This is a genomic window from Bifidobacterium tissieri, from assembly GCF_002259645.1.
Lineage (GTDB): Bacteria > Actinomycetota > Actinomycetes > Actinomycetales > Bifidobacteriaceae > Galliscardovia > Galliscardovia tissieri.
On the sequence record NZ_MWWV01000020.1, the window covers coordinates 1 to 21,235 of the forward strand.

General features: G+C 60.3%; 12 protein-coding genes and 1 pseudogene. 10 read left to right on the forward strand and 3 right to left on the reverse strand.

What is annotated here, in order from left to right:
• From BTIS_RS10890 to BTIS_RS10905, 4 genes are all read left to right on the forward strand, one after another.
• The coding region (locus BTIS_RS10890) for an IS30 family transposase (RefSeq protein ID WP_143248944.1) at positions 1 to 813 on the forward strand (813 nt) is incomplete at its 5' end.
• Between the two features lie 213 nt (positions 814 to 1,026).
• The gene (gene metE, locus BTIS_RS10895) at positions 1,027 to 3,324 is read left to right on the forward strand and encodes a 5-methyltetrahydropteroyltriglutamate--homocysteine S-methyltransferase (RefSeq protein WP_094665399.1); all 2,298 of its coding nucleotides are present in this window, start codon (positions 1,027 to 1,029) and stop codon (positions 3,322 to 3,324) included.
• A gap of 2 nt (positions 3,325 to 3,326) precedes the next feature.
• Positions 3,327 to 4,175: a methylenetetrahydrofolate reductase [NAD(P)H] gene (gene metF, locus BTIS_RS10900; protein ID WP_094665429.1), complete on the forward strand. Its 849-nt coding sequence runs from the start codon at positions 3,327 to 3,329 to the stop codon at positions 4,173 to 4,175.
• Between the two features lie 270 nt (positions 4,176 to 4,445).
• Positions 4,446 to 7,550: a bifunctional [glutamine synthetase] adenylyltransferase/[glutamine synthetase]-adenylyl-L-tyrosine phosphorylase gene (locus BTIS_RS10905; RefSeq protein ID WP_094665401.1), complete on the forward strand. Its 3,105-nt coding sequence runs from the start codon at positions 4,446 to 4,448 to the stop codon at positions 7,548 to 7,550.
• An 85-nt stretch (positions 7,551 to 7,635) separates the two neighbouring features.
• On the opposite strand, the gene BTIS_RS10910 is transcribed toward BTIS_RS10905, so the two are convergent.
• A complete protein-coding gene (locus BTIS_RS10910) occupies positions 7,636 to 9,417 on the reverse strand; it encodes a sigma factor-like helix-turn-helix DNA-binding protein (RefSeq protein WP_094665403.1) in 1,782 nt (593 codons plus the stop codon).
• Positions 9,418 to 9,667: 250 nt separating this feature from the next.
• On the opposite strand from BTIS_RS10910, the gene BTIS_RS10915 reads away from it, so the two are divergent.
• Both BTIS_RS10915 and BTIS_RS12150 read left to right on the forward strand, forming a co-directional pair.
• Positions 9,668 to 10,777 carry an ATP-binding protein gene (locus tag BTIS_RS10915; protein ID WP_094665405.1) on the forward strand — a complete coding sequence of 370 codons (1,110 nt, stop codon included), beginning with the start codon at positions 9,668 to 9,670 and terminating at the stop codon, positions 10,775 to 10,777.
• 105 nt (positions 10,778 to 10,882) lie between these two features.
• On the forward strand, positions 10,883 to 11,365 hold the full coding sequence (locus tag BTIS_RS12150; RefSeq protein ID WP_158216904.1) for a BrxA family protein: 483 nt from the start codon (positions 10,883 to 10,885) through the stop codon (positions 11,363 to 11,365).
• A 100-nt stretch (positions 11,366 to 11,465) separates the two neighbouring features.
• Here the strand turns inward: BTIS_RS12150 and BTIS_RS12155 are convergent.
• Positions 11,466 to 12,650: pseudogene (locus tag BTIS_RS12155) on the reverse strand (ISL3 family transposase); the annotation flags it as partial.
• Between BTIS_RS12155 and pglZ the strand changes: the two are divergent.
• Together pglZ and brxL are read left to right on the forward strand one after the other, a co-directional pair.
• Positions 12,562 to 15,093: a BREX-1 system phosphatase PglZ type A gene (gene pglZ, locus BTIS_RS10935; RefSeq protein ID WP_245819430.1), complete on the forward strand. Its 2,532-nt coding sequence runs from the start codon at positions 12,562 to 12,564 to the stop codon at positions 15,091 to 15,093. The pseudogene BTIS_RS12155 and the gene pglZ sit on opposite strands and share 89 nt — an antisense overlap.
• A 45-nt stretch (positions 15,094 to 15,138) precedes the next feature.
• On the forward strand, positions 15,139 to 17,340 hold the full coding sequence (brxL, locus tag BTIS_RS10940) for a BREX system Lon protease-like protein BrxL (protein WP_245819429.1): 2,202 nt from the start codon (positions 15,139 to 15,141) through the stop codon (positions 17,338 to 17,340).
• A 115-nt stretch (positions 17,341 to 17,455) separates the two neighbouring features.
• Here brxL and BTIS_RS10945 read toward each other — a convergent pair whose 3' ends face one another.
• Positions 17,456 to 19,480 (reverse strand): cation:proton antiporter, encoded by a 2,025-nt coding sequence (locus tag BTIS_RS10945; RefSeq protein WP_094665409.1) that lies wholly within the window; start codon positions 19,478 to 19,480, stop codon positions 17,456 to 17,458.
• Positions 19,481 to 19,738: 258 nt separating this feature from the next.
• Between BTIS_RS10945 and pyrB the strand changes: the two genes are divergently transcribed.
• Positions 19,739 to 20,767, forward strand: coding sequence for an aspartate carbamoyltransferase (gene pyrB, locus BTIS_RS10950; protein WP_094665411.1), 1,029 nt, complete (start codon positions 19,739 to 19,741; stop codon positions 20,765 to 20,767).
• Positions 20,767 to 21,186 (forward strand): aspartate carbamoyltransferase regulatory subunit, encoded by a 420-nt coding sequence (locus BTIS_RS10955; RefSeq protein ID WP_094665413.1) that lies wholly within the window; start codon positions 20,767 to 20,769, stop codon positions 21,184 to 21,186. Before pyrB ends, BTIS_RS10955 begins: the two co-directional genes overlap by 1 nt.
• Positions 21,187 to 21,235 lie beyond the last annotated feature (49 nt).

The following is a 21,235-nucleotide window of genomic DNA, read 5'->3' on the forward strand; positions in this document are numbered from 1 at the left end:
CGCATGTCCTACTCGCCGCTGCTCGCATGGGTGATGGACGCGTTGCGCAAGGGATGGACGCCCGAACGGATCGAAGGACGGCTCAAGGTCCAGTTCCCGGCCGACGCGCGCATGCGGATAAGCCACGAGTGCCTCTACCAGTGGATCTACGCGACACCGCAGAAGGCGCTGGACCTCAGACAGTACCTGCCGCGAGGCAAACGGCACCGCACGCGCGCCAAGGGCCGCAGGTCGAAGGGACCGGGGATCCCGATGCGCGTGCCGATCGCGCAGCGGCCCAAACGCGTCGACTCGCGGCATGAGTTCGGCCACTTCGAGTCCGACACGGTCATCGGCACGGCCCCCTCGAAACGGTGCATCGACACGCAGGTCGAACGCAAGAGCCGCCGCCTGTTCGCCCGGTTCATCCCCGACAAGAGCGCGCTGGCGACCGCGCGCGCCGAATACGACATCTACAGCCGCATCCCCGCGCCCGCGCGCATCGACCGCACCTGGGACAACGGCACCGAATCCTCCTGCCACCTGCTCGTGGACGAGGCATTGGGCATGCTCACCTATTTCGCGGACCCGTACTCCTCGTACCAGCGCGGCACCAACGAGAACCGTAACGGCCGCATCCGCCGCTACCTGCCCAAAAGGACCAGCTTCGACGACCTGTCGGACGAGGACCTGCAGGCCATCGTCCAGGAGATCAACGACACCCCGTTGAAGGTCCTGAACTGGGAAACGCCCAATGAGGTTTGGTACCGCGAGCTCGACAAGGTAATGTCAAAGACAAGCCACCCAAAGACGAGTGTTGCACTTACAAATTGAATCCGGGCGCAAATATACCCTGTCGTTATGCCCGGTATAATTGAGAAAAGCGGTATCACTACAGGGAAGTCGATGATATCGCCGCTCGTATTTCGTAAATATCAGCGCCATAACCTGTGCCTATAGCGACACCCAAAATTGGTGGATATCCTCAATTCGCTCCAAGTTTGTTAACCTTTTTCCGGTTTTGACTCACATCGTATTGGAGTATGTATGAGTGCACTGACATCTGTAATCGGTTTCCCCCGCATCGGCAGCAACCGACAGCTGAAGAAGGTCATCGAAGGCTACTGGAAGGGTGCTAACAGCCTTGAGGACGTCAAGACGACATCCGCCCAGCTTCGTGCCGAACACTGGAAGCTGCAGCAGCAGGCTGGTGTGGATCTGATTCCGAGCAACGATTTCAGCTATTACGACCAGTTGCTGGACACTGCCATTCTGCTCGGTGCGGTTCCGCAGCGGTACAAGGATCTGGGACTGGGCGCCGAGGACACGCTGTTCGCCATCGCCCGCGGCTATCAGGGCGACAAGGGCGACGTGACCGCCCAGCCGATGAAGAAGTGGTTCACCACGAACTACCACTATCTCGTTCCCGAAATCACCGCCGACACCGAAATCGCGCTGAGCGGCACCAAGCCGTTCGACGAGTTCAACGAGGCCAAGGAGCTTGGCATCATCACCAAGCCGGTGGTGATCGGCCCCTACACGTTCCTCAAGCTGGCCCGCGGCGCCGAAGGTGCCGATCTGGACCTCACCGACAAGCTCGTGGCCGACACCGCCAAGGCCTACGCCGACGTGCTCGTCAAGTTCAATGAGCTGGGAGCCCAGTGGGTGCAGTTCGACGAGCCGTACCTGGTGCTCGACAAGGAAGAGGGCGACCTCGACCTCTTCGCCAAGCTCTACACCACCATCCTCGCCGCCAAGGGCGACGTGAAGGTGCTGCTGCAGACCTATTTCGGCAACATCGCCGACACCTACAAGACCGCCACCGGTCTGGACTTCGACGGATTGGGCCTCGACCTGATCGAAGGCAAGGACGAAAACCTTGCCGCCATCGAGGAATACGGCGTGCCCGCCAATCTGACCATCTTCGCCGGTGTGATCAACGGCCGTAACATCTGGCGCAACAACTACGCCGTGTCGCTGGGGCTCGTCGACGCCGTGAAGACCAAGACCGCCAACGTGGCCGTGTCCACCGCCGACTCCCTGCTGCACGTGCCGTTCAGCACCGCCGGAGAGGATAAGCTCGGTGCCGATGTGCTCAAGCACTTCGCCTTCGCCGTCGAAAAGCTCGACGAGCTCAAGGCGGTCGCCGACCTTGCCGATCTCGACGATGCCGCCCGTGCCGCCGACGCCAAGCTCGCCGCCAATCAGGAGCTGTTCGACGGCACCCGCGTGGTCGCCGATCCGGCCGTGCACGAACGCGTCGCCAAGCTCACCGCCGACGAATACGTGCGTCAGCCCGCCCGTGCCGAACGTCAGGCGATTCAGAAGAAGGAGCTCGGCTTGCCCGAACTGCCGACCACCACGATCGGATCCTTCCCGCAGACCCGCGAGGTGCGCTCCGCCCGCGCCAAGTTCCGCAAGGGCGAGATCTCCAAGGCCGAATACGACAAGTTCATCGCGGCCCAGATCGACGAAGTGATCGCCAAGCAGGAGGAGATCGGACTCGACGTGCTGGTGCACGGCGAATTCGAACGCAACGACATGGTCGAATACTTCGGACAGAACCTCAACGGCTTCCTGTTCACCAGGAACGCCTGGGTGCAGTCCTACGGCACCCGCTGTGTCAAGCCTCCGATCGTGTGGGGCGACGTGTCCCGCGCCAACCCGATCACCGTGGAGTGGAGCTCCTACGCCCAGTCCAAGACCGACCACGTGGTCAAGGGCATGCTCACCGGTCCGGTGACCATTCTCAACTGGTCCTGGCCGCGTGAGGACATCACGCACGAGGAGCAGACCACGCAGCTGGCGCTCGCCATCCGCGACGAGGTGCTCGACCTCGAGGCCGCCGGCATCAAGGTCATCCAGATCGACGAGGCCGCCCTGCGCGAGAAGCTGCCGGTGCGCCGCTCCGACTGGCACAAGAAGTACCTTGACTGGGCCGTGCCCGCGTTCCGTCTGGTCCACTCCGCCGTCAAGCCCGGCACCCAGATCCACACGCACATGTGCTACTCGGAATTCAACGACATCATTCGCGACATCGATGCCATGGACGCCGACGTGATCTCCTTCGAGGCATCCCGAGGCGATCTGGTCGTCCTCGACGCCATCCACGACGCCAACTTCGAGACCGAGGCCGGCCCGGGCGTGTACGATATCCACAGCCCACGTATCCCCTCCACCGATGAGATCGTCGACCGTATCCACGAAATCCTCAAGAAGATGGACGTGGAGAAGGTGTGGATCAACCCCGACTGCGGTCTGAAGACCCGTGGCAACGCCGAGACCTGGCCGAGCCTAGAGCACATGGTCGAGGCGACCCGCAAGGTGCGCGCCGAACTTGCGTGATCATGCACAAGCCGATCTTTTCGCTTGAGGTGTTCCCGCCGAAGCGCAACGCTCCGGTGGGAACCATCTACGACACGCTCGACGGACTGGAAGGACTCAACCCCGATTTCATCTCGGTGACCTACGGGCATGGCACCCAGTCCGACCGCACCGCCACGGCGCGTATCGCGCATACGATCCGTGCCGAATACGGTATCCCCACCGTCGCGCATCTGACCGCGCTCTACGCCGACTATGAGGTCGTCGATCGTGCGCTCGACATGTTCGACGAAGCCGGAGTGACCGCCGTGCTGGCATTGCGAGGCGACGAACTTCCCGATCACGAAACCGTCGGCGTGTTCCCGCACGCCAGTGATCTCGTGGCATACATCCGCGAGCGCAGACCGGAATTGAAGATCTTCGGCGCATGCTATCCGGAAGGACACTACCAGGCCGAGTCGTTGGACCAGGACATCGAAAACCTGAAGATCAAGGTGGATGCCGGCGCATCACACCTGATCTCCCAGCTGTTCTACGACAACGAGGACTTCTACCGGTTCCTTGACAAGGCCCGTGCCGCGGGTATCGAGGTGCCGATCGAAGCCGGTATCATGCCGGTGCGTGGCGCCAAATCGGTACGTCGTATGGCCGAACGCAATGCCTCGCGCATTCCGAAGGGACTCGAGACCATCCTCGATCGCTGGGAAGGCAATCGTGACGCGTTGCACGCGGCCGGCATCGCCTACGCGTCGCAACAAATCAACGACCTCGTCGCACACGGTGTGGATGGCATCCACCTGTATTCGATGAACCACCCCGGTACCACCAGACGCATCTGGAACAACGTCAAACCGCTGTTCCAGGAGGTCTGAGGCCAACCAGAAATTCGTCGGGATAAGGGGTTCCGACGAATCGAACAGAGCGGGCCCGCCGTGTCGCGCATGCACGCACATGCACGGCACGACGGGTCTTTTTCATCGTTTGAGCTCATGCGATCAAACCGGACACGCTCGCTGATTCCCGTGCATACGCATTCCATAGTCCATATACACAACAGCTCATATACGCACGAATGGCAACAACCATAAGGACACGGCGATGCAAACCCCTGACCGGCAAGCCGGCCGGTAGAATGGAACACCATGGAAGCTTCACGATTGCCGTTGCGTGAGATCATCAGAGCCGGGATCTCCGACCTTAACCGGGCACAGGAACTGTTCACCACCCTCGCATCCCTCGGAGTCGAAGGATACTACCGCTCGGAACTGCTCGAAGCCCTGTCCTCCGCATTCGACCCGGACACCGCATTGCGTCATGTGACCGAACTCGCCCAGCACACGCACGAGTCCGGCAATCCCCTTGAATCCCTGTTCACCGGGCTCGACGGACTATCCCGTCTCGTCGCAGTACTCGGAGCCTCCGACGAAATCGGGCGACTCATGCTCAACCGTCCGAACCTGATCCGCGCCGTAACCACCGGCACCGGATACGAAACCCATCTATGGAACCGCAGCCAACGACGTCAGGCCATACTTGAACGCATCGGAGCCGATCCACAGGCCGCCACGCCCATCAGCGACAAACCCATCGCGGAATCCACCACCGAACTACGATGCTGCTACCGGGAACAGCTCGTAGCCATCATGGCCAAGGACGTCACCGCAGCCGATCCGCTCACCATCCAGCCCACCACCAGCCGATGCCTGTCCGATCTGGCCGACGCAGCCCTCGAGGGCGCGCTCGCCATCGCACGGCATGAGGTCGCCGGCAGCGAACGATGCCGGTTCGCCATCATCGGCATGGGCAAGCTCGGCGCACGCGAACTCAACTACGTCTCCGACGTGGACCTCATCTACGTGGTCGAACCCGCCGATCCCGAACTCGGACACGAACAGCTCATCCGCATCGGTACCAAACTCGGCGTCACCCTGCAGCGCGTCTGCCAATCCGTGGTCATGGGCGTCGCCGAACCCGTACTCTGGCAGATCGACGGCGGACTACGCCCCGAAGGCAAGGACGGTCCGCTCGTACGCACCCTCGACTCGCATCTGGGATACTACGACAAATGGGCGGAAAGCTGGGAATTCCAAGCACTGCTCAAAGCCAGACCAGTCGCAGGAGACCCCGAACTGGGTAAGGACTACTACGATCGCACACGACCCCTCGTCTGGTCGGCGTCCAAACGCAAGAACTTCGTCTACGACTGCCAGCAGATGCGCAAACGCGTGGAGGATCTCATCCCCAAGGCGCAGAAGGACCGGGAGATCAAACTCGGCCGAGGCGGCCTGCGAGACGTGGAATTCACCGTGCAGATGCTGCAGCTCGTCCACGGACGCACCGACGAGGCCCTGCACACGGCCAGCACGCTCGACTCGCTCCAGGCGCTCGCCGGCGGCGGCTATGTCTCCCGCAAACAGGCGGCCCGTCTCGCCGTGGACTACAGTTTCGAACGTGTGCTCGAACACCGTCAGCAGATGTGGGCGCTCAAACGCACCCACCTGTTCCCGGATCTGGGCAAGGGCAACGCGGGAGGCATCGAGACGCAGCGCCAGCTCGACCGGGACGCGGTGCAGAACAATGCGGAACTTCGGCGGCTTTCCCGCGCGTTCGGCATGCATCCGGAGGAGCTGATCGAACGGTATGACGCCACGCGACGCGAAGTGCGCAGACTGCATCTCGACATCTATTACCGTCCCATGCTGCCCAACATCGCCACGCTTGGCGAGGACGAGATCACACTGAGCGCGGAGGCCACGCGTGAGCGCTTCGCCTCGATCGGATTCGCCGACCCGGAAAGCGCCGTACGTCACGTGCAGGCGCTCACCAGCGGCATCAGCCGTTCCGCGAAGATCAACCGCATCATCCTGCCTGCCGTGCTGCAGTGGCTGGGTGACGGCCAGAATCCCGACATGGGGTTGTTGACGTGGCGCAAGCTCGAGGAGAACTTCGGTCAGGGCAGCGACTATCTGGGGTTCCTCCGCGACTCCGCGTCCGCCGGACAGCGCCTGTGCCATATCCTGTCGAATTCCCGGTATCTGGGCGATGCGATGAACAAGTCCATGGAATCGGTGACGTGGCTCGGCCATGACGAGGACATGCAGCCGCGTACCCGGGACAGTCTGGACATCCAATGTCATGCCGCCCGCACCCGGTACCGCGACCGGATCAATGATTTCGCAACCGTGCTGCGTGCCATGCGTCGTCATGAGATCGAACGCATCGGGCTGGGCTGGATGAGCTCCGTCATCGACGACATGCAGAGTCTCGACGCCATGACCACCGTGTATGACGCGCTGATCGACTGCGCGCTCGGCTGGTCGATCGAACACCAGTGCGGCGAGCAGGGGTATGACGAGCCTCCGGCGAAACTGGCGGTCATTGGCATGGGACGATATGGCGGACGCGAGGTCAATTTCAGTTCCGACGCCGACGTGATCATCATCTACCGGCCGAACGGGGGAGTGGAGGACCAGTCGGCCTTCACCTTCGCCAAGAACGTGGTGGATGACCTCCGCCGCATTCTCATGGGGCCGATCTCCACCGAGGCCAAGATCGAGCTTGATCTCGATCTTCGTCCCGAAGGCAAGAACGGGCCGCTGGTGCGATCCTACGAATCCTGTCGCGAATACTACACGTCATGGGCCAGCACATGGGAGCATCAAGCACTGTTACGTGCCCGTTACGCGGCCGGGGACGAGGCTCTTGCCCAGGACTTTCTGGAAACCATCGTCAATCCGTTGCGGTACCCGTCCGCGCGTCTGACCGACGCCGAGCTGATGGATATCCGCCGGCTCAAGGCCCGTGTGGAGGCCGAACGTCTGCCGCGTGGCGTACGTCGCGAACGTCATCTCAAACTCGGCAAGGGCGGTCTTTCGGATGTTGAGTGGACGGTGCAGCTGCTGCAGCTGCAGAATGCGGGCGAACATCCCGAGTTGCGGGTCGTTTCCACGCTGCCGGCATTGGATACGCTTGAACGGCTTGGCGTGGTCGGGGAGGATGACGCGGCCACGCTACGCAAGGCGTGGACCATGGCCACGAACGCACGCAACGCGAACTACCTGTGGTCCGGTCGAGCCAACCGCGCCGACGTACTGCCCGACGACGCCTATTCGCTTGGTGGCATCGCGGCCGTGCTTAAGCGTCCCGCCCATCGAGGACAGGATTTCGAGAACGAGCTGCTCGGCGTGATGCGCCGCTGCCGCGAAGTCACCGATCGTCTGTTCTACGGCAAGGAGGACGAGGAGTAGTGACGGAAAGGGAAGGCCGCGCATCGGAATAATCTCGGTGCACGGCCCTCCCTGACTCGGACGGCGAGCATGGCGCCGTCCGTTGTCATACCGCGGAATCCACCAGATCCGCGATGTCGTCGTCGCCGCGTTTGCGCAGTCGCGCGATGACGGTATCCGTGGTGGAATCGTCAGCCAGTCCGATCGCGTGTGCTATGGCGGTGATGGCGTCAGTCGGATCGACGGAATCACCGCACGCGGACATGGCCAACGCGTCATGCAAGGGGATGCCGGTAGGCATGGTCATCAGTACGATGTCGAAGGTGCCGTCGTCGCCGAACCGGAGAAACACCTGCTGGCCAGCGACCAGTCCGTACGAGTCGACGAACCGTTTGATGGTCCCCAGACTCGGACTCATGCCGTTCCAGTACACGTGCTGGTCTCCCAGCGGGGACCGCAGCACACGTTCCCCCTGGAAATCGATGCCGAGGACGTTCGCCATCGCCAGTGGGAGAATGCTGCCGCTTCCTCGCTGATGGTCCTTGGTCAACGTGATGCGCAGCATCCATGCATCATGGTGCCGGAACAGACGTGCCGCCATGTACGGATCATTGTCCGCCTTCATCCGTTCGTCACCGGCCCTGGCCACCACGCCGCGTGCGGTCTGGAAGGGAAGGATGGAGGCATAGGAGATGATGCTTCTCTCGGATGCCCCGGACCGTCCGGCGATCTCGCGGACCAGATCGTCCAGATCGGCGGAACCACCGTTGCGATCAAGGATCCGCTGGATCTCCCCACGAATGGTGGAGTATTCGGGCATCCCCCATACGGACAATCCATACTTGTCCTTGCTTACCCGAATGACACGGTCGTCCTTCGCCAATGCGTTTCGCAGGGAACTGACGTTCCTCCTCCTGGGATCGGCGTTGGCGATCTCCTCCAGTGTCAGCGGACGATCCTTGACATAGAGCAGCGCGGCCGTGAAATCCTCCACGCTTCGACAGGAGATGAACGCGAAATCATCCACGACCGTCATCCCGCAGTACCGAAGCCACAATTGCAGATTGCGAGCGCTGTCATCGATATGATCGAATTGCGCATGAGACGCATTGCCCCCGATACGCACCACGCCGAATTCATTCGCATCGGCGCCAAGCGTCTCATTGACGAAATGCTTCGCATCGTCGATGGACGGTGCCGCCATCCAACCATCGGCGATCTCGAACCGCGGTTCCATCTCAAGCTCCTGAACCAGACGCCACAGCGGAACATCCACAATGGGAACATTCTCGACAAGCAGTGGCATATGCCGGAAGGCCTTGTCCTGAGGCAGGATCTCTCCCTCCTGACGGAACAGATCACGCAACTGCCTCATCGTATCCGAATCGGCGATGATGGACGTCAGCTGCGTCTTCAACTCCTTTTCCAGCTGACGAATACGTTCCCTCGTCACTCCCTGCTCCTTGCCTATCTCATCCAAGGTCTTCGGATCGTCGGCCAATACTCGTGACGAGAGGGTGGCCATACGCCGCTGATCGCAGGAGCACAGGAACGTATACAGCGAACGGATCACCTCGGGACCGTCATCAATGCCGGGCCCATCGTCGATTGCATACGGATCATCGGACGACAGGTCGTCGATCGCCTCGAGGTCCTCCTCACTGAGAAAGTTGGAATAATCGTCCGGGTCGGCGATCACATCGGTCGTGGCGAGGTTGATGCGCGATATTGCATCTCGTATCTCCTGCGGAGCCCGTTCGGCGACGTCGGCGTTGACGGTGACCAGAGTCGTGTGATCGAAGCCGTTGGCTTTCGCCCACTGTGCCACATTGACCAGATCGGCGCAGAAATCATTGAAGCTCGTAATGGCCATGACGTCATCGACCATGGAAAAGTCCCCTCCCGTATGCGGTGGATGCAGACAATGTATTCCATGGTAGTGCGTGATTTACGGTTCGGCCGGATTGGGCGTCGATGGAAACGCTACTTCAGAGGGGTCCGAGCCGAACATTGCTGTCTCCGAGTAGTGAAGTGGAACCCCTGTGCCAGGGGTACTTTCAGAGTTTTTGATTCTTTTGATATTTTTGATATTTTTGATATTGAGACGAACTAAGACCGGTGTACTTGGAAGGAACAGTATGAGGGCCAAAGAAAACCCGTTTAAACCTACGGCTGGAGGAGAACCGCCGCTACTCATCGGGCGAAAGCGTATCATACGCGACTTTGAAAAAGGCCTTGACAACGGGGTAGGCGCTCCTGGACGTATCATGCTGATTACGGGAGCTCGGGGAACGGGTAAGACGGTCATGCTTACCGTATTCGGAGACAGAGCGCGTGCCCGTAAGTGGGATGTTATCGAGGAGACCGCGTCAGAAGGATTGTGCGAACGTCTGGTCAATGAACTGCGCGCTAGGGATGCGGCGCTGGATCGTCTGAGTATCCGACCGTCATTGAGCTTTGCCGGAGTTGGAGTCAGCTTGGGAGAGGCCGATCTTTCTCCGAAGCGTATGCCGGAGACCTTACGCAAAGCGATGGCGGAACGTTTGTCCTCGTTGGAGAAGCGCCACGCAGGGCTATTGATTTCGATCGATGAAACGCAGGCCGCGGAACGTTCGGACATGATCGCCATAGCCACGGCAATACAACATCAGATCCGTGAGCGACGCAACATCGCCATTGTATTTGCCGGATTGCCGCAAATGGTCTCCGATCTGTTCAATGACGAAGTGATCACATTCCTACGTCGAGCAAGGACTAACGTTCTTACGGACATTCCAATCGACGAGGTTCGGTCGGCATTGGCAACAACATTCGAGACATCCGGCATGACCATTACTGAAAAGCAACTTCAAGTGGCGGCCCAGTCGACTGCCGGATATCCATATATGATTCAGCTGGTCGGATACCACATCTGGGATGCCGGTGATCTACGTGATTCCGACACCATATCCGATCAGGATGTCCATGATGGTCTGGTCGAAGCTCGAAAAGACCTTGACAACGCCGTCTGCATTCCGGAACTGCATGGACTGTCCCGGAGGGACAGGGAGTATTTGGAAGCAATGTCCCAGTCCGATGGTCCTGTCTCCACGGCAGAGGTCGCCGAGCGCATGGGAAAAAGCGCAAATTACGCGGCCACCTACCGTAAGCGGCTTCTTGATGCCTATGTGATCCGGGAGACCGAACGAGGAGAGGTCGACTTTGCCGTGCCGTTCCTTCGGGAATATCTGCGTCGCGTCGCGGCGTGATCGTCATATCGATGATTCGGGATGTACACTGAAATATTCGTGTGAATTGAGAAGGAGCGTGATGGTGGCGGATCGGTATCATTTATCGTTCACGGTCGGGGGCTGTTGACGCGGCAGGGCATAGATGTTGCCAGAGCGTTTCTGGATTGCGGGGATTGGGAACAGTCCCGTCTGATCGTGCTGGAGGATGGCCGTTTCGGTGTCAGGACATTGTCCGCTGGCAAGCGCGTTGCCAGGGAGGTGATCAAGCGGCTTGGTACGCTTTCCGGAGTCGAACTGCGATACCTTGCCGCGCCGGATACCCCGGTCGGGGACTGTGATGCGATCATGTGGGTGGCGATGTGTCGATACTACGAACTGGTGGGTGAGTTCGCCAACGAGGTGCTGCGCGATCATTATCTGCTGGGAGTGCCGAACGTGACTTATGAGGATTACAACCAGTTCGTGCTCAAAAAGAGGCTCTTCGGGTGTTTGTGTGGGTGTGAGTCGTTGGTTGTGCCTGCTGGTTATTGGCGTCCGGGGAGTGTGGGGTTGAGTCCTCTGCATTTGAGCATGACGAGGCTGATGAGGTTGTCGAGGTTGCGGTAGCCGTAGCCGATCTTGATGGTGGTCTTGATCTTGTTGTTGATGGCCTCGAGTTGTTGTTGATGGCCTCGAGTCTGGCGTTGGACAGTCCGGAACGGATGGTTGTGAGGATGTCGAAGTGGCGCCTGGCGATCTTCTCTCCGAGCGGGACGAATCCTGGGATGCCGGACAGGGACGCGTCGGCGGCCCATTGGCGCAGCAGGGGCGCGGCCTCGTCCGTCGTCTGCTTGAGGATCATCCTGAGGCGTTCCTTGAGTTTGTACGCCTCCCAGAGGGTCTCGTTGGTGTTGGCGACGCACTCCAGTTGGGCCCTCTGTCCGGCGGTCAGGTCGCCCTCGTTCTTCAGCAGCGTCCATCTGGCGCCCTTGATCGGGTCCTTCGCACCCTTCCGGGCCGTGCCGGCCTTTCTGGCCTCGCGTCATGCGGCGGTGCGGACCTTGTCGAGCGCGTCGGTGGCTCAGGACACGATGTGGAACCCGTCGAGGATGCGTTCGGCCTGCGGGCACCAGCGGAACGCGCACTCGTCGATCCACCGCGCCCCGTCGCCGGTGATCACCCGGATGGAGGCGCGCTGCGCCTCGGTGAGCGTCCGGAAGAACAGGTCGGACACCTTCTCCCCATGGCCCTGGTGCATCCAGACCACGCGCCCGCGGTCGTGGTCGACGACCACGGTCATGTACGTGTGCCCCCGCTTGTAGCTGGTCTCGTCCACGCCGATGGAGCGCAGACCGTCGAACAGGCCCGCGCCCTGTTCGGCGCGAAGGTCGTCGGCGACGCGCTTGCAGATCGGGCCCACGCTCTTCCAGTCGATACGCATCAGCGCCGACACGGCGCTTCTGGGCGCGTGCACGCTCAGCCAGGCGACCTGCTGCTCGAAGTCGCGCGTGTACGCGCTTTTCCTTCTCGCCCACGGCACCATCGCGACGGTCACGCCGTGCTCGGCGCATTCGACGCGCCGGGGCGCGTACTCCAACAGGAGCCTGACGCACCCGAGGTCGAGGTGGCGCCAACGCCGCACGCCCAACCGGTCGTACGGCCGGCCATGCCCGCCGCGCCTCGCGCACCGGTCCATATCGCCCACGTGCGGGCGCACCGGCACGATGACGACGGTCCCGTCACGCGGGTCGTCCTCGACGCGGGGCGTGGAGACCACGACGTTGGCGGGCAGGTGCAGCATGCGCTTGAGCGCGCCGGCTGATATGGTTGGCACAGGCGTTCCCTTGTTCTTCGGTTTTACTTTCTTGGCGGAAACAAACCTAACAGGCGAACGCCCCTTCCATACCCGCATACGCAAATCCCAACGACAAGACCCGCACACTCACCACACAAACTGGCGAAGGCTCGAAAACAACTGGCTCCTCGACCTCGAATTCGCCTACGGACCCATATTCTCCGCGGACAAGCTCATGCTCATCCTCAACGAGACCCTGCCCGAGGACGCCGGCAGCGAAACCCGTGAGGCATGGCTTGATGTGATGAAGCAGACCAAACCGTTCTTTGACAATGACGGCTACGTGACCGAGCTCGCGAAGCGTCTGACCGCAAACGATGACGCACGCATCATGCAGGCGAAGATGATCGCCGCACTGCTCGACCTGCCCAACGGCAAGCATAGTCTGCAGGACATCTGGCGACGCTTGCTCGAACAGTACACCGACGGCAATGATGACGGCATCGAGCGCATCAAGCAGGCGGGATTGTCCGACTTTCACTGGAAGGGGACATGCGGTATCTATGGATACGTGTGCCCAGGAGATCTTCCCGTGGATTTTCCATTTGATCTTGCTCCCATGGGTGAGGACAAATCGCCGACCGTCAAGGACTTCGTGATCTGGCTGTTCCGACTCGCATGGAACGACTTCACCCAGGACGGCACCGGTTCGGACCGGTACGCCAACATTCGTCGTGATTTCGAGAACTGGCGTAACGACCGCACCTTCACCGCAACATTCAAAAGCCTCGCCGAACAAACATGCGAGGAACTCGGACTCAACCGGGAGATCCTCGCCATGTCCCTGCAGGAACTCGCTGAACACGGCCTGTTCGGCGAAGTGGACCAACAGATCGTGACCCTGCTATATCAGGGCGTCGGCAACGAATCCATATCCCACAAGGACGTGCAGAACATCATCCGGGAACGAGAGCCACGACTCTGGTACAACGACTACCAAGACGATTATGAAGCCATCAGTGCGGCAAGTGGACTACGTAGTCTGCTCGATGAGAACGAACCCCTCATGGACGATATCGACTCGCCGAAACAGGGCTTCACGTTGTATGCCAATCGACTGTATCTGGTCGATCAGGCATATCGACTGTTTGTATGCGCGTGGAAGAACAGCACCCGACAAATCGAATGCTCAGGCATTCGCGACAATCTGGAGCACCGCTATTCGCTGTTCCAGTCGCATCTGGGAGGCGTCTGGCAGCGACAGCTTGACACTCTCGACCATTGGGACATCGACGACGTACCCACGCAGCAGGACTTCTACGAACGCTGCATCAGCAAAACGGTCAACGCCGGCAGGAAGATCGCCGTCATCATCTCCGACGCATTGCGCTATGAGGTAGCGCAATCATTCGCCGAACGACTGCGCTCGCAGAACCGTTGGAGCGCCCGGGCGGAAGCCCAGCTGGGTGTGCTGCCGTCGTACACGCAGCTGGGCATGGCGGCCTTGCTGCCGCACAAGACGCTTGCATTCAACCCGGTGGGAGAACACTCCACCGTGCTTGTGGATGGTGCTTCTTCGCAGGGACTTGACAACCGCGCTGCGATTCTGGCGAAGGTGGGAGGCAAGGCTGTGACCTACGAGGATTTCATCAAACGCAGCCGTGACGAATCCCGCGAGCTGGTGAAGTCATGCAACGCGCTGTACGTATTCCATAACGTCATCGATAAGATCGGCGAAAACAAGGAAGAGGATACGTTCGACGCCTGCGAGCAGTGCGTCGACGAACTGGTGAGCCTTGTCAAAAAACTGGCGAACGCGAACGTGACCAACATGATCGTCACTGCGGACCACGGATTCCTGTATCAGGATCACGACGTGGTGGACAGTGAATGGCTGAGTGTGCAGCCGCAGGGCGATATCGTATGGCAGAGGAAGCGGCGATTCGTCATCGGCTCGAACCTCGCCGAATCCCCATCCTTTACCACGTTCACAGCCGACCAGCTCGGACTGGACGATCCCAAGGACGAAAGCGTGACCGTGCAGGTCCCCAATGCGATCCACCGGCTTCGTATGCAGGGACGTGGTGTGAGATACGTGCACGGCGGGGCTTCACTGCCGGAGATCGTGGTGCCGGTGGTGCATATCAGTAAGGGGCGCTCCGCTTCGGAGGACGTGCGACCGGTAGACTTCTGCATCCTGCAGCAGACCGACAGCATCACCACCGGTCAGCTGGCCGTCGAATTCTTGCAGACCGAGCCGGTGCAGGACAAGGTGACGCAGCGTACGGTGTTCGCGGGATTGTATGGTCGTGAAAACGGTAATGCCGTGTCCATCTCCAATGAGGTGCCGGTGACGTTCCTGTCGAACAGTCCGGAGGCGCGGGAACGCCATGTTCTCGCCACATTCCTGCTGACCAGCGACGCCGACAGATTCAACAACACGACGGTGGAGCTGCTGGTATTCGAGACGATTCCCGGAAGCAGTCAGCGGTGTATGTTGGAGCAGAAGGCCGACTACGTGCTGCGTCGAGGATTCTTCGACGACGGCATCGATTTCTGACGAACGCGATTCGGACACAATGGCAAAACGAATGAAGGTTGAGATATGACAAGCCTGGACACTGCGATGCAAGGTCAGCGGGATCACGATGCGACGGAGGTCTCGGAGACGGTTCCGTCCGTCTCGAGTGGACTCGATCGGAAAATCGTCGACGCATTCCCCGAATATACCGTGCGCAAGGATCTGGTCGGCAAGATCAAAGGCAACGCTCTGGTGCCCTCGTATGTGCTCGAATACCTGATCGGCCAGTATGCGGCCACCACGGATGCGGCAAGTCTCGACGCGGGCGTGAACCGGGTGCGTCAGATTCTCGCGGACCACTACGTTCACCGCGAGGAAGCCAATCTGGTGCAGTCGAAGATTCGCGAACTCGGACGGTACAGCATCATCGACCGTGTACAGGTGGTGCTGAACGAGAAATATGATCGGTATGAGGCCTCGTTCTCGAATCTCGGGATCAGCGGGGTCACGGTTGATCCCGCTGTGGTGAAGAGGAATCCGAAGTTGCTGGTCGCGGGCGTATGGTGCAAATGTGCCCTTGGCTATGCGTATTCCGGCGACCCGCATGAGGTGCCGTGGCAGTTGCTGAAGCTCGTCCCGGTGCAGATGTCCCATGATGATCGGAAGAACTACCTGACGCTGCGCTCCCGGTTCACCACGCAGGAGTGGATCGACCTTCTCATGCAATCGATCGGTTTTAATCCCGACATGTTCGGACCCCGGGCGAAGCTGCTGCATCTCGTGCGCATGATCCCGTTCGTGGAACGCAACTACAATCTCATCGAACTCGGTCCCAAAGGTACGGGCAAATCCCACATCTATTCCGAATTCTCGCCGCACGGCATGCTCATTTCCGGCGGTGAAGTGACCGCCGCGAAACTGTTCGTCAACAACGCGAACAACAAGATCGGGCTGGTCGGATACTGGGACATCGTGGCGTTCGATGAGTTTGCAGGCAAGGCGAAGCGTGCCGACAAGGCGCTCGTCGACATCATGAAGAACTATATGGCCAACAAGTCGTTCTCTCGCGGCAGGGAGATGATGCAGGGCGAGGCCTCCATGGTGTTCGTAGGCAACACGTCGCACAACGTGCCGTATATGCTCAAGAACTCCGACCTGTTCGAGGAACTTCCCAAGCAGTATCATGATCCCGCGTTCCTCGACCGCATCCACTACTACGTGCCCGGATGGGAGTTCGAGCAGATCCGCGGGGAGATGTTCACTAGCGATTACGGTTTCGTAGTCGACTATCTGGCGGAAATCCTGCACAATCTCCGAAACGTGGACTATGGGGGAACATACGAACGATATTTCACCCTTTCGTCATCGTTGAGTACGCGAGACAAGGACGGTGTTCGCAAGACGTTCTCCGGCCTGATGAAACTCATTTACCCGACCGGGGAAGCCAACGCGGATGAAATGGAACCACTGCTGCGCTGCGCCATCGAAGGACGCAAGCGCGTTAAGGACCAGCTGTGCCGTATTGATTCCACCATGGCGGAAGTGGACTTCTCCTACACGCGCCGAGGCGCCGACGAGGCAACCACCGTGCACACGTTGGAGGAGATGGAATATCCGCGACTGTACTGGCGTGGCGTCCCGGAAGATGAGACGGACGATGTTCCGGCAGGGGACGATGCTGAATCCTCGGATGGCGGCTCCATGCAGTCCTCGGTCTCCCGAACCGAATCCGTCTCTTCTGGGAATGTGAAGCCTCAGCCCGCGTCTCAGCCGAAACTGAGTGCGCGTGAACGGCTCGCTTTGCAGGCGAAGCCCGGCCGCAAGGAATATCAGGAGGGGCAGCACGGCGTGAGTTACGACAAGCTATTCGGACCTTGGATCTACGGAGCCAAGAACATCACCATATGCGACGCGTTCATCCGCAAACCCTACCAGATCCGCAATCTGGCGGAGTTTCTGGAGACCGTGCTGCGGTTCAGCGACCGATCCGAGGAGATTCACGTCCACCTGATCACAGGGCGGGACAACCCGCCGGAAGACCGACAGGACAACGACCTCGCGCAGATTCAGGAGAACTATCACCAGTTGGGCATTATGTTCTCATACGAATTCAGCGGCTCCATCCACGATCGTTCCATCAGGACCGAAACGGGATGGGTGATCGATTTTGGTCGTGGACTGGATATCTACCAGCGTTATGAGGCTGACTGGTTCAGTCCGTTGCTGCGCATGCCGGCGCTGCGGGCGGTGAGGAACTTTACGGTGAATTATTCGCGGACGGAGTAGGAGCAGGGGAGTGAGAGGGGGCAGTGACCTTCCCGCTGTCCCGGCATGTGCCGGGACAGCTCCCACCCGAGGAGAGAAAATAAAGAGAAAGCCGCGCTACTGGGAAGGCTGAGGGCTACAACACCGCGTCGGCCTGCATGAGATACACGTTCTGGCGCATCATCTTGGCCTGGGCGCGGGTGATCTCATCCTCGTCAAGCATCTCGCGGATCGTCTCCAACTCCAGCCGGAACGTCTGCGTGCGAATATCCGCCACACCCTGCCGCGAAGGCAACGTCTGCAGACTTACCAGCGACGACGTCTTGGTATGCAGACTGCTCAGCGCGGCACGATACTCGCCGATCAGACGGGCGATGATCTCCGCGTTCTCAACATCGGTGAGCACCTCCCGCTGCAGGTGGGCGATCGTGGCCTTGAACAGCTCGATCTGGATGGCACGCATCATATCCACCTTGCTGGAGCTCAGACCGGGCGCCACGCGGGCGATCACTGCCCAGGCGCGACGGGCAAGAATCGCGAGCTGACGACGGGGCTTGGCCTGACGGATCTGAATATGATGCCCATTCGGACCGGCCATATGATTCAACGACGTGTTCAGACGACCGAGCAGCTCCTCGGCAGCCTCCTCCTTCTCGGGATGGTCCTCGACCAGCCGGTTCAGCCACTCACGTTCCCACTCAAGCGTGGTCATACGCACCTTCTGCTCACGCTTGACCGTCTCCTGCGGCACCGCCAGCTTCACACGGTCGATGCGCTCGCCGTACGAATGCATCACGGCACGGACCTCGGTGTGCGTGTCTGGGGTGTCGAGTTCGGCGATCTTGGTGAGCGTGCGACGCAGCATCTCGACGTTCACCCGGGCGTATTCCTCGCCCTGCGCGTCGTCGTCCTTGGGTGCGAGCAGCGGCAGTACGATGTTGGCCGACACCAGCGAGACGACGATATAGCCGGAGATGATGAACAGCAGGGCGCTGCGCAGCGGGATATGCGTGGCCTCATCGATCCCGTAGGGCAGCGTGAAGGCGAGCGCCAGCGAGATCGTGCCCTTCGGGCCGCCGAACGTCATTACCGCCGCACTGTGCCAACGGTCCTTGGTCATGGGACGGCGTTTGCCGGTCGTCGCATCCTTGGTCACGCGCAGCATGCCGGCCATCCACAGGAATCGGATCGCTAGGGACACCACGGTGAGCACCGCCACCGCCAGCACGAGCATCCGGCTGCTGACGGACGGGTTCTCCCAGCTGGCGCGCATGGCGATCGGCAGTTCGATGCCGAGCAGAACGAACACGGAGCCGTTGAGTGTGAATTCGACGAACTGCCATACCGAGTTCGACACCAGGTTCGTGCGGGCGATGTCGCTGCCGAAGCCATAGCGCTGGAAGGTGATGAGCAGTCCGGCGGCGACCACGGACAGTACGACGGAGACATGCAGATGCTCGGCGGCGGCATAGGCGGTGAAGGGGATGAGGATCTCGATGCCGATGCGCAGCGTCATCGTTTCCATGCGGTATCGGCGCAGCAGCAGGACCAGATGGTTGAACAGGAAGCCGATGACCACGCCCACGGTCACGCCGCCGAAGAAGCTGAAGGTGATGCCGCCGGCGAATTCGGACATCGAGAACGTGCCGGTGAGCGCCGCGGCGCAGGCGAACTGGAAGCCGACGATGCTGGCCGCGTCGTTGAACAGGCTTTCACCTCTGAGCACGTTGAGCTGACGGTCGGTGAGCTTGGCCTCCTTGCCCAGTGAGGCGACGGCCACCGCGTCGGTCGGTCCCAGTGCGGCGCCAAGCGCCAGTGCGGCGGCCAACGGCACCGCCGGCCACAGCACGTGCAGGGTCACGCCGGTCACGGCCAGCGACAGCAGGACCAGTCCGATCGCCAGCGACAGCGAGGGGCCGAGGTTCTTCGCGACCTCGCGTCTGGGGACGTTGCGCGCCTCAAGGAACAGCAGCGGTGCGATGAACAGCACCATGAATAGTTCTGAATCCAGTTCCAGATTCGGCAGGAACGGGGTGAAGTACCAGCAGACGCCCAGCGCGATCTGGACCAGAGGCGTGGACACGCGTGGTATGAAATGGCTGAGAGCCGAAGAAATCAGAACGGCGATCAGAATCTCCAGTACCAACGTGAGTACAGCCATGGCGAAAAGAATCCCTCTAGTCTCATTGTCTCATCATCTCGTTGCGGAAAGCGATCCTCTCCGCGCATTTCGACTCTAACAGTCTGATGTTTCGACATCAGATGAATTCGTCATGGGCTTACGGAAAATACCTCGTAAACCCAAGCTGAACAACGCGTGTCCTATTTTTGTCCTAATCGTCCCCGTTACCCCTTAGACTTGATTAGGTCGCGACGATGTTGTGGCCGCCTTGATCCGACGTTTCAGAAAGGCGTGCGCATGTCATTATCAGCTGCTCAAGCCAGCTCCAACTCCTCCCCGAGCAAGGATTTCATCGGTAAAAGCGTGGTGACGCTCGATGATCTGACGACAGAGCAGATCGAACTGCTGCTGCGCAAGGCGCAGTACATTGATGCCAATCGCAAACTGGTCTCACACACCTGCGATGGACGTGTCATCGCCACATTGTTCTATGAGCCGAGCACCCGCACCCGTCTGAGCTTCGAAACCGCGATGCTGCGTCTCGGCGGCCAGGTGATCGGATTCGCCGGCGCGCAGCTCGCCTCGGTGAGCAAGGGCGAGTCCATCGCCGACACGCTCAAGACGGTCGAGAACTTCGTGGACGTGGTGGCCATCCGACATCCGAAGGAGGGTGCCGCACTGGTCGCGTCCCACGCGGTCGACATCCCCGTGATCAACGCCGGAGACGGCGGCCACATGCACCCGACGCAGACCCTGGCCGATCTGTGCACCCTGCAGTCGCGCTTCGGACGGATCAACAACCTCACCGTCGGTCTGTGCGGCGATCTGACCTTCGGTAGGACCGTCCATTCGCTCATTGAGACGCTGTGCCGTTTCGGCAATGTGAACTTCGTGCTCATCAGCCCCGACGAGCTGAAGACCCCGCAGTACGTGATCGACCGTATCAAGGCGACCGACAGCTGCACCTATGTGGAGGTCAAGGATCTGGTCTCCGTGATCGGCGACCTCGACGTGCTGTACATGACCCGCGTGCAGCAGGAGCGCTTCTTCAACGAGGACGACTACCTGCGTCTGCGCGACACGTACATCCTCGACGAGGACAAGATGCGTCTGGCCAGGAAGGACATGGCCGTGCTGCATCCGCTGCCGCGTGTCAACGAGATCTCCGTGGACGTGGATGACGATCCGCGTGCCGCGTACTTCGAACAGGTGAAGAACGGCATGCTCATGCGCATGGCCCTGGAATGCTCGGTGCTGGGCGATGAACTGCCCGGATTCGACCCCGATGGAATCGACGCAGTCAATATGAAGGAGGTGGCCGCCTGATGGAGGTGACCAGCATCAGCGAAGGCATCATCATCGACCACGTGCCGGCGGGCACGGCGCTCAAGGTGCTCAACTATCTCAACATCGATCCGTCGACCACGCGTCTGGCACTGATCATGAACGCCACAAGCCACCAGTTCAAGTCGAAGGACATCATCAAGATCGAGGGCGATGTGGACATCGACCTCGACGTGCTCGGCCTGGTTGCCCGTCAGGCCACCGTCGATGTGGTCCATGGCGGCAGGATCGTCGAAAAGCTCTCGCCGACGCTGCCCGAGCATGTGACCAACGTGATCACCTGCGTGAACCCGCGTTGCGTCACCACCATCGAGCGTGGCATCAAGCAGCGCTTCCACCTGTCGAACGCGGAGCGTGTGGAATACCGCTGCGACTACTGCGACGAGGAAGCCAAGCTCTGATCGCATGACGTATCGGTCCCGTCCGTCCGACGGCGACGGGACCGAGTAC

Excerpts from the sequence above, each read along its gene's own strand:
- BTIS_RS10955 (WP_094665413.1), top strand. The coding sequence starts at position 20,767 with ATGGAGGTGACCAGCATCAGCGAAGGCATCATCATCGACCACGTGCCG.
- BTIS_RS10945 (WP_094665409.1), bottom strand. The coding sequence starts at position 19,480 with ATGGCTGTACTCACGTTGGTACTGGAGATTCTGATCGCCGTTCTGATT.
- BTIS_RS10910 (WP_094665403.1), bottom strand. The coding sequence starts at position 9,417 with ATGGTCGATGACGTCATGGCCATTACGAGCTTCAATGATTTCTGCGCC.
- brxL (WP_245819429.1), top strand. The coding sequence starts at position 15,139 with ATGACAAGCCTGGACACTGCGATGCAAGGTCAGCGGGATCACGATGCG.
- BTIS_RS10905 (WP_094665401.1), top strand. The coding sequence starts at position 4,446 with ATGGAAGCTTCACGATTGCCGTTGCGTGAGATCATCAGAGCCGGGATC.
- BTIS_RS10915 (WP_094665405.1), top strand. The coding sequence starts at position 9,668 with ATGAGGGCCAAAGAAAACCCGTTTAAACCTACGGCTGGAGGAGAACCG.
- metE (WP_094665399.1), top strand. The coding sequence starts at position 1,027 with ATGAGTGCACTGACATCTGTAATCGGTTTCCCCCGCATCGGCAGCAAC.
- metF (WP_094665429.1), top strand. The coding sequence starts at position 3,327 with ATGCACAAGCCGATCTTTTCGCTTGAGGTGTTCCCGCCGAAGCGCAAC.
- pglZ (WP_245819430.1), top strand. The coding sequence starts at position 12,562 with ATGGTTGGCACAGGCGTTCCCTTGTTCTTCGGTTTTACTTTCTTGGCG.
- pyrB (WP_094665411.1), top strand. The coding sequence starts at position 19,739 with ATGTCATTATCAGCTGCTCAAGCCAGCTCCAACTCCTCCCCGAGCAAG.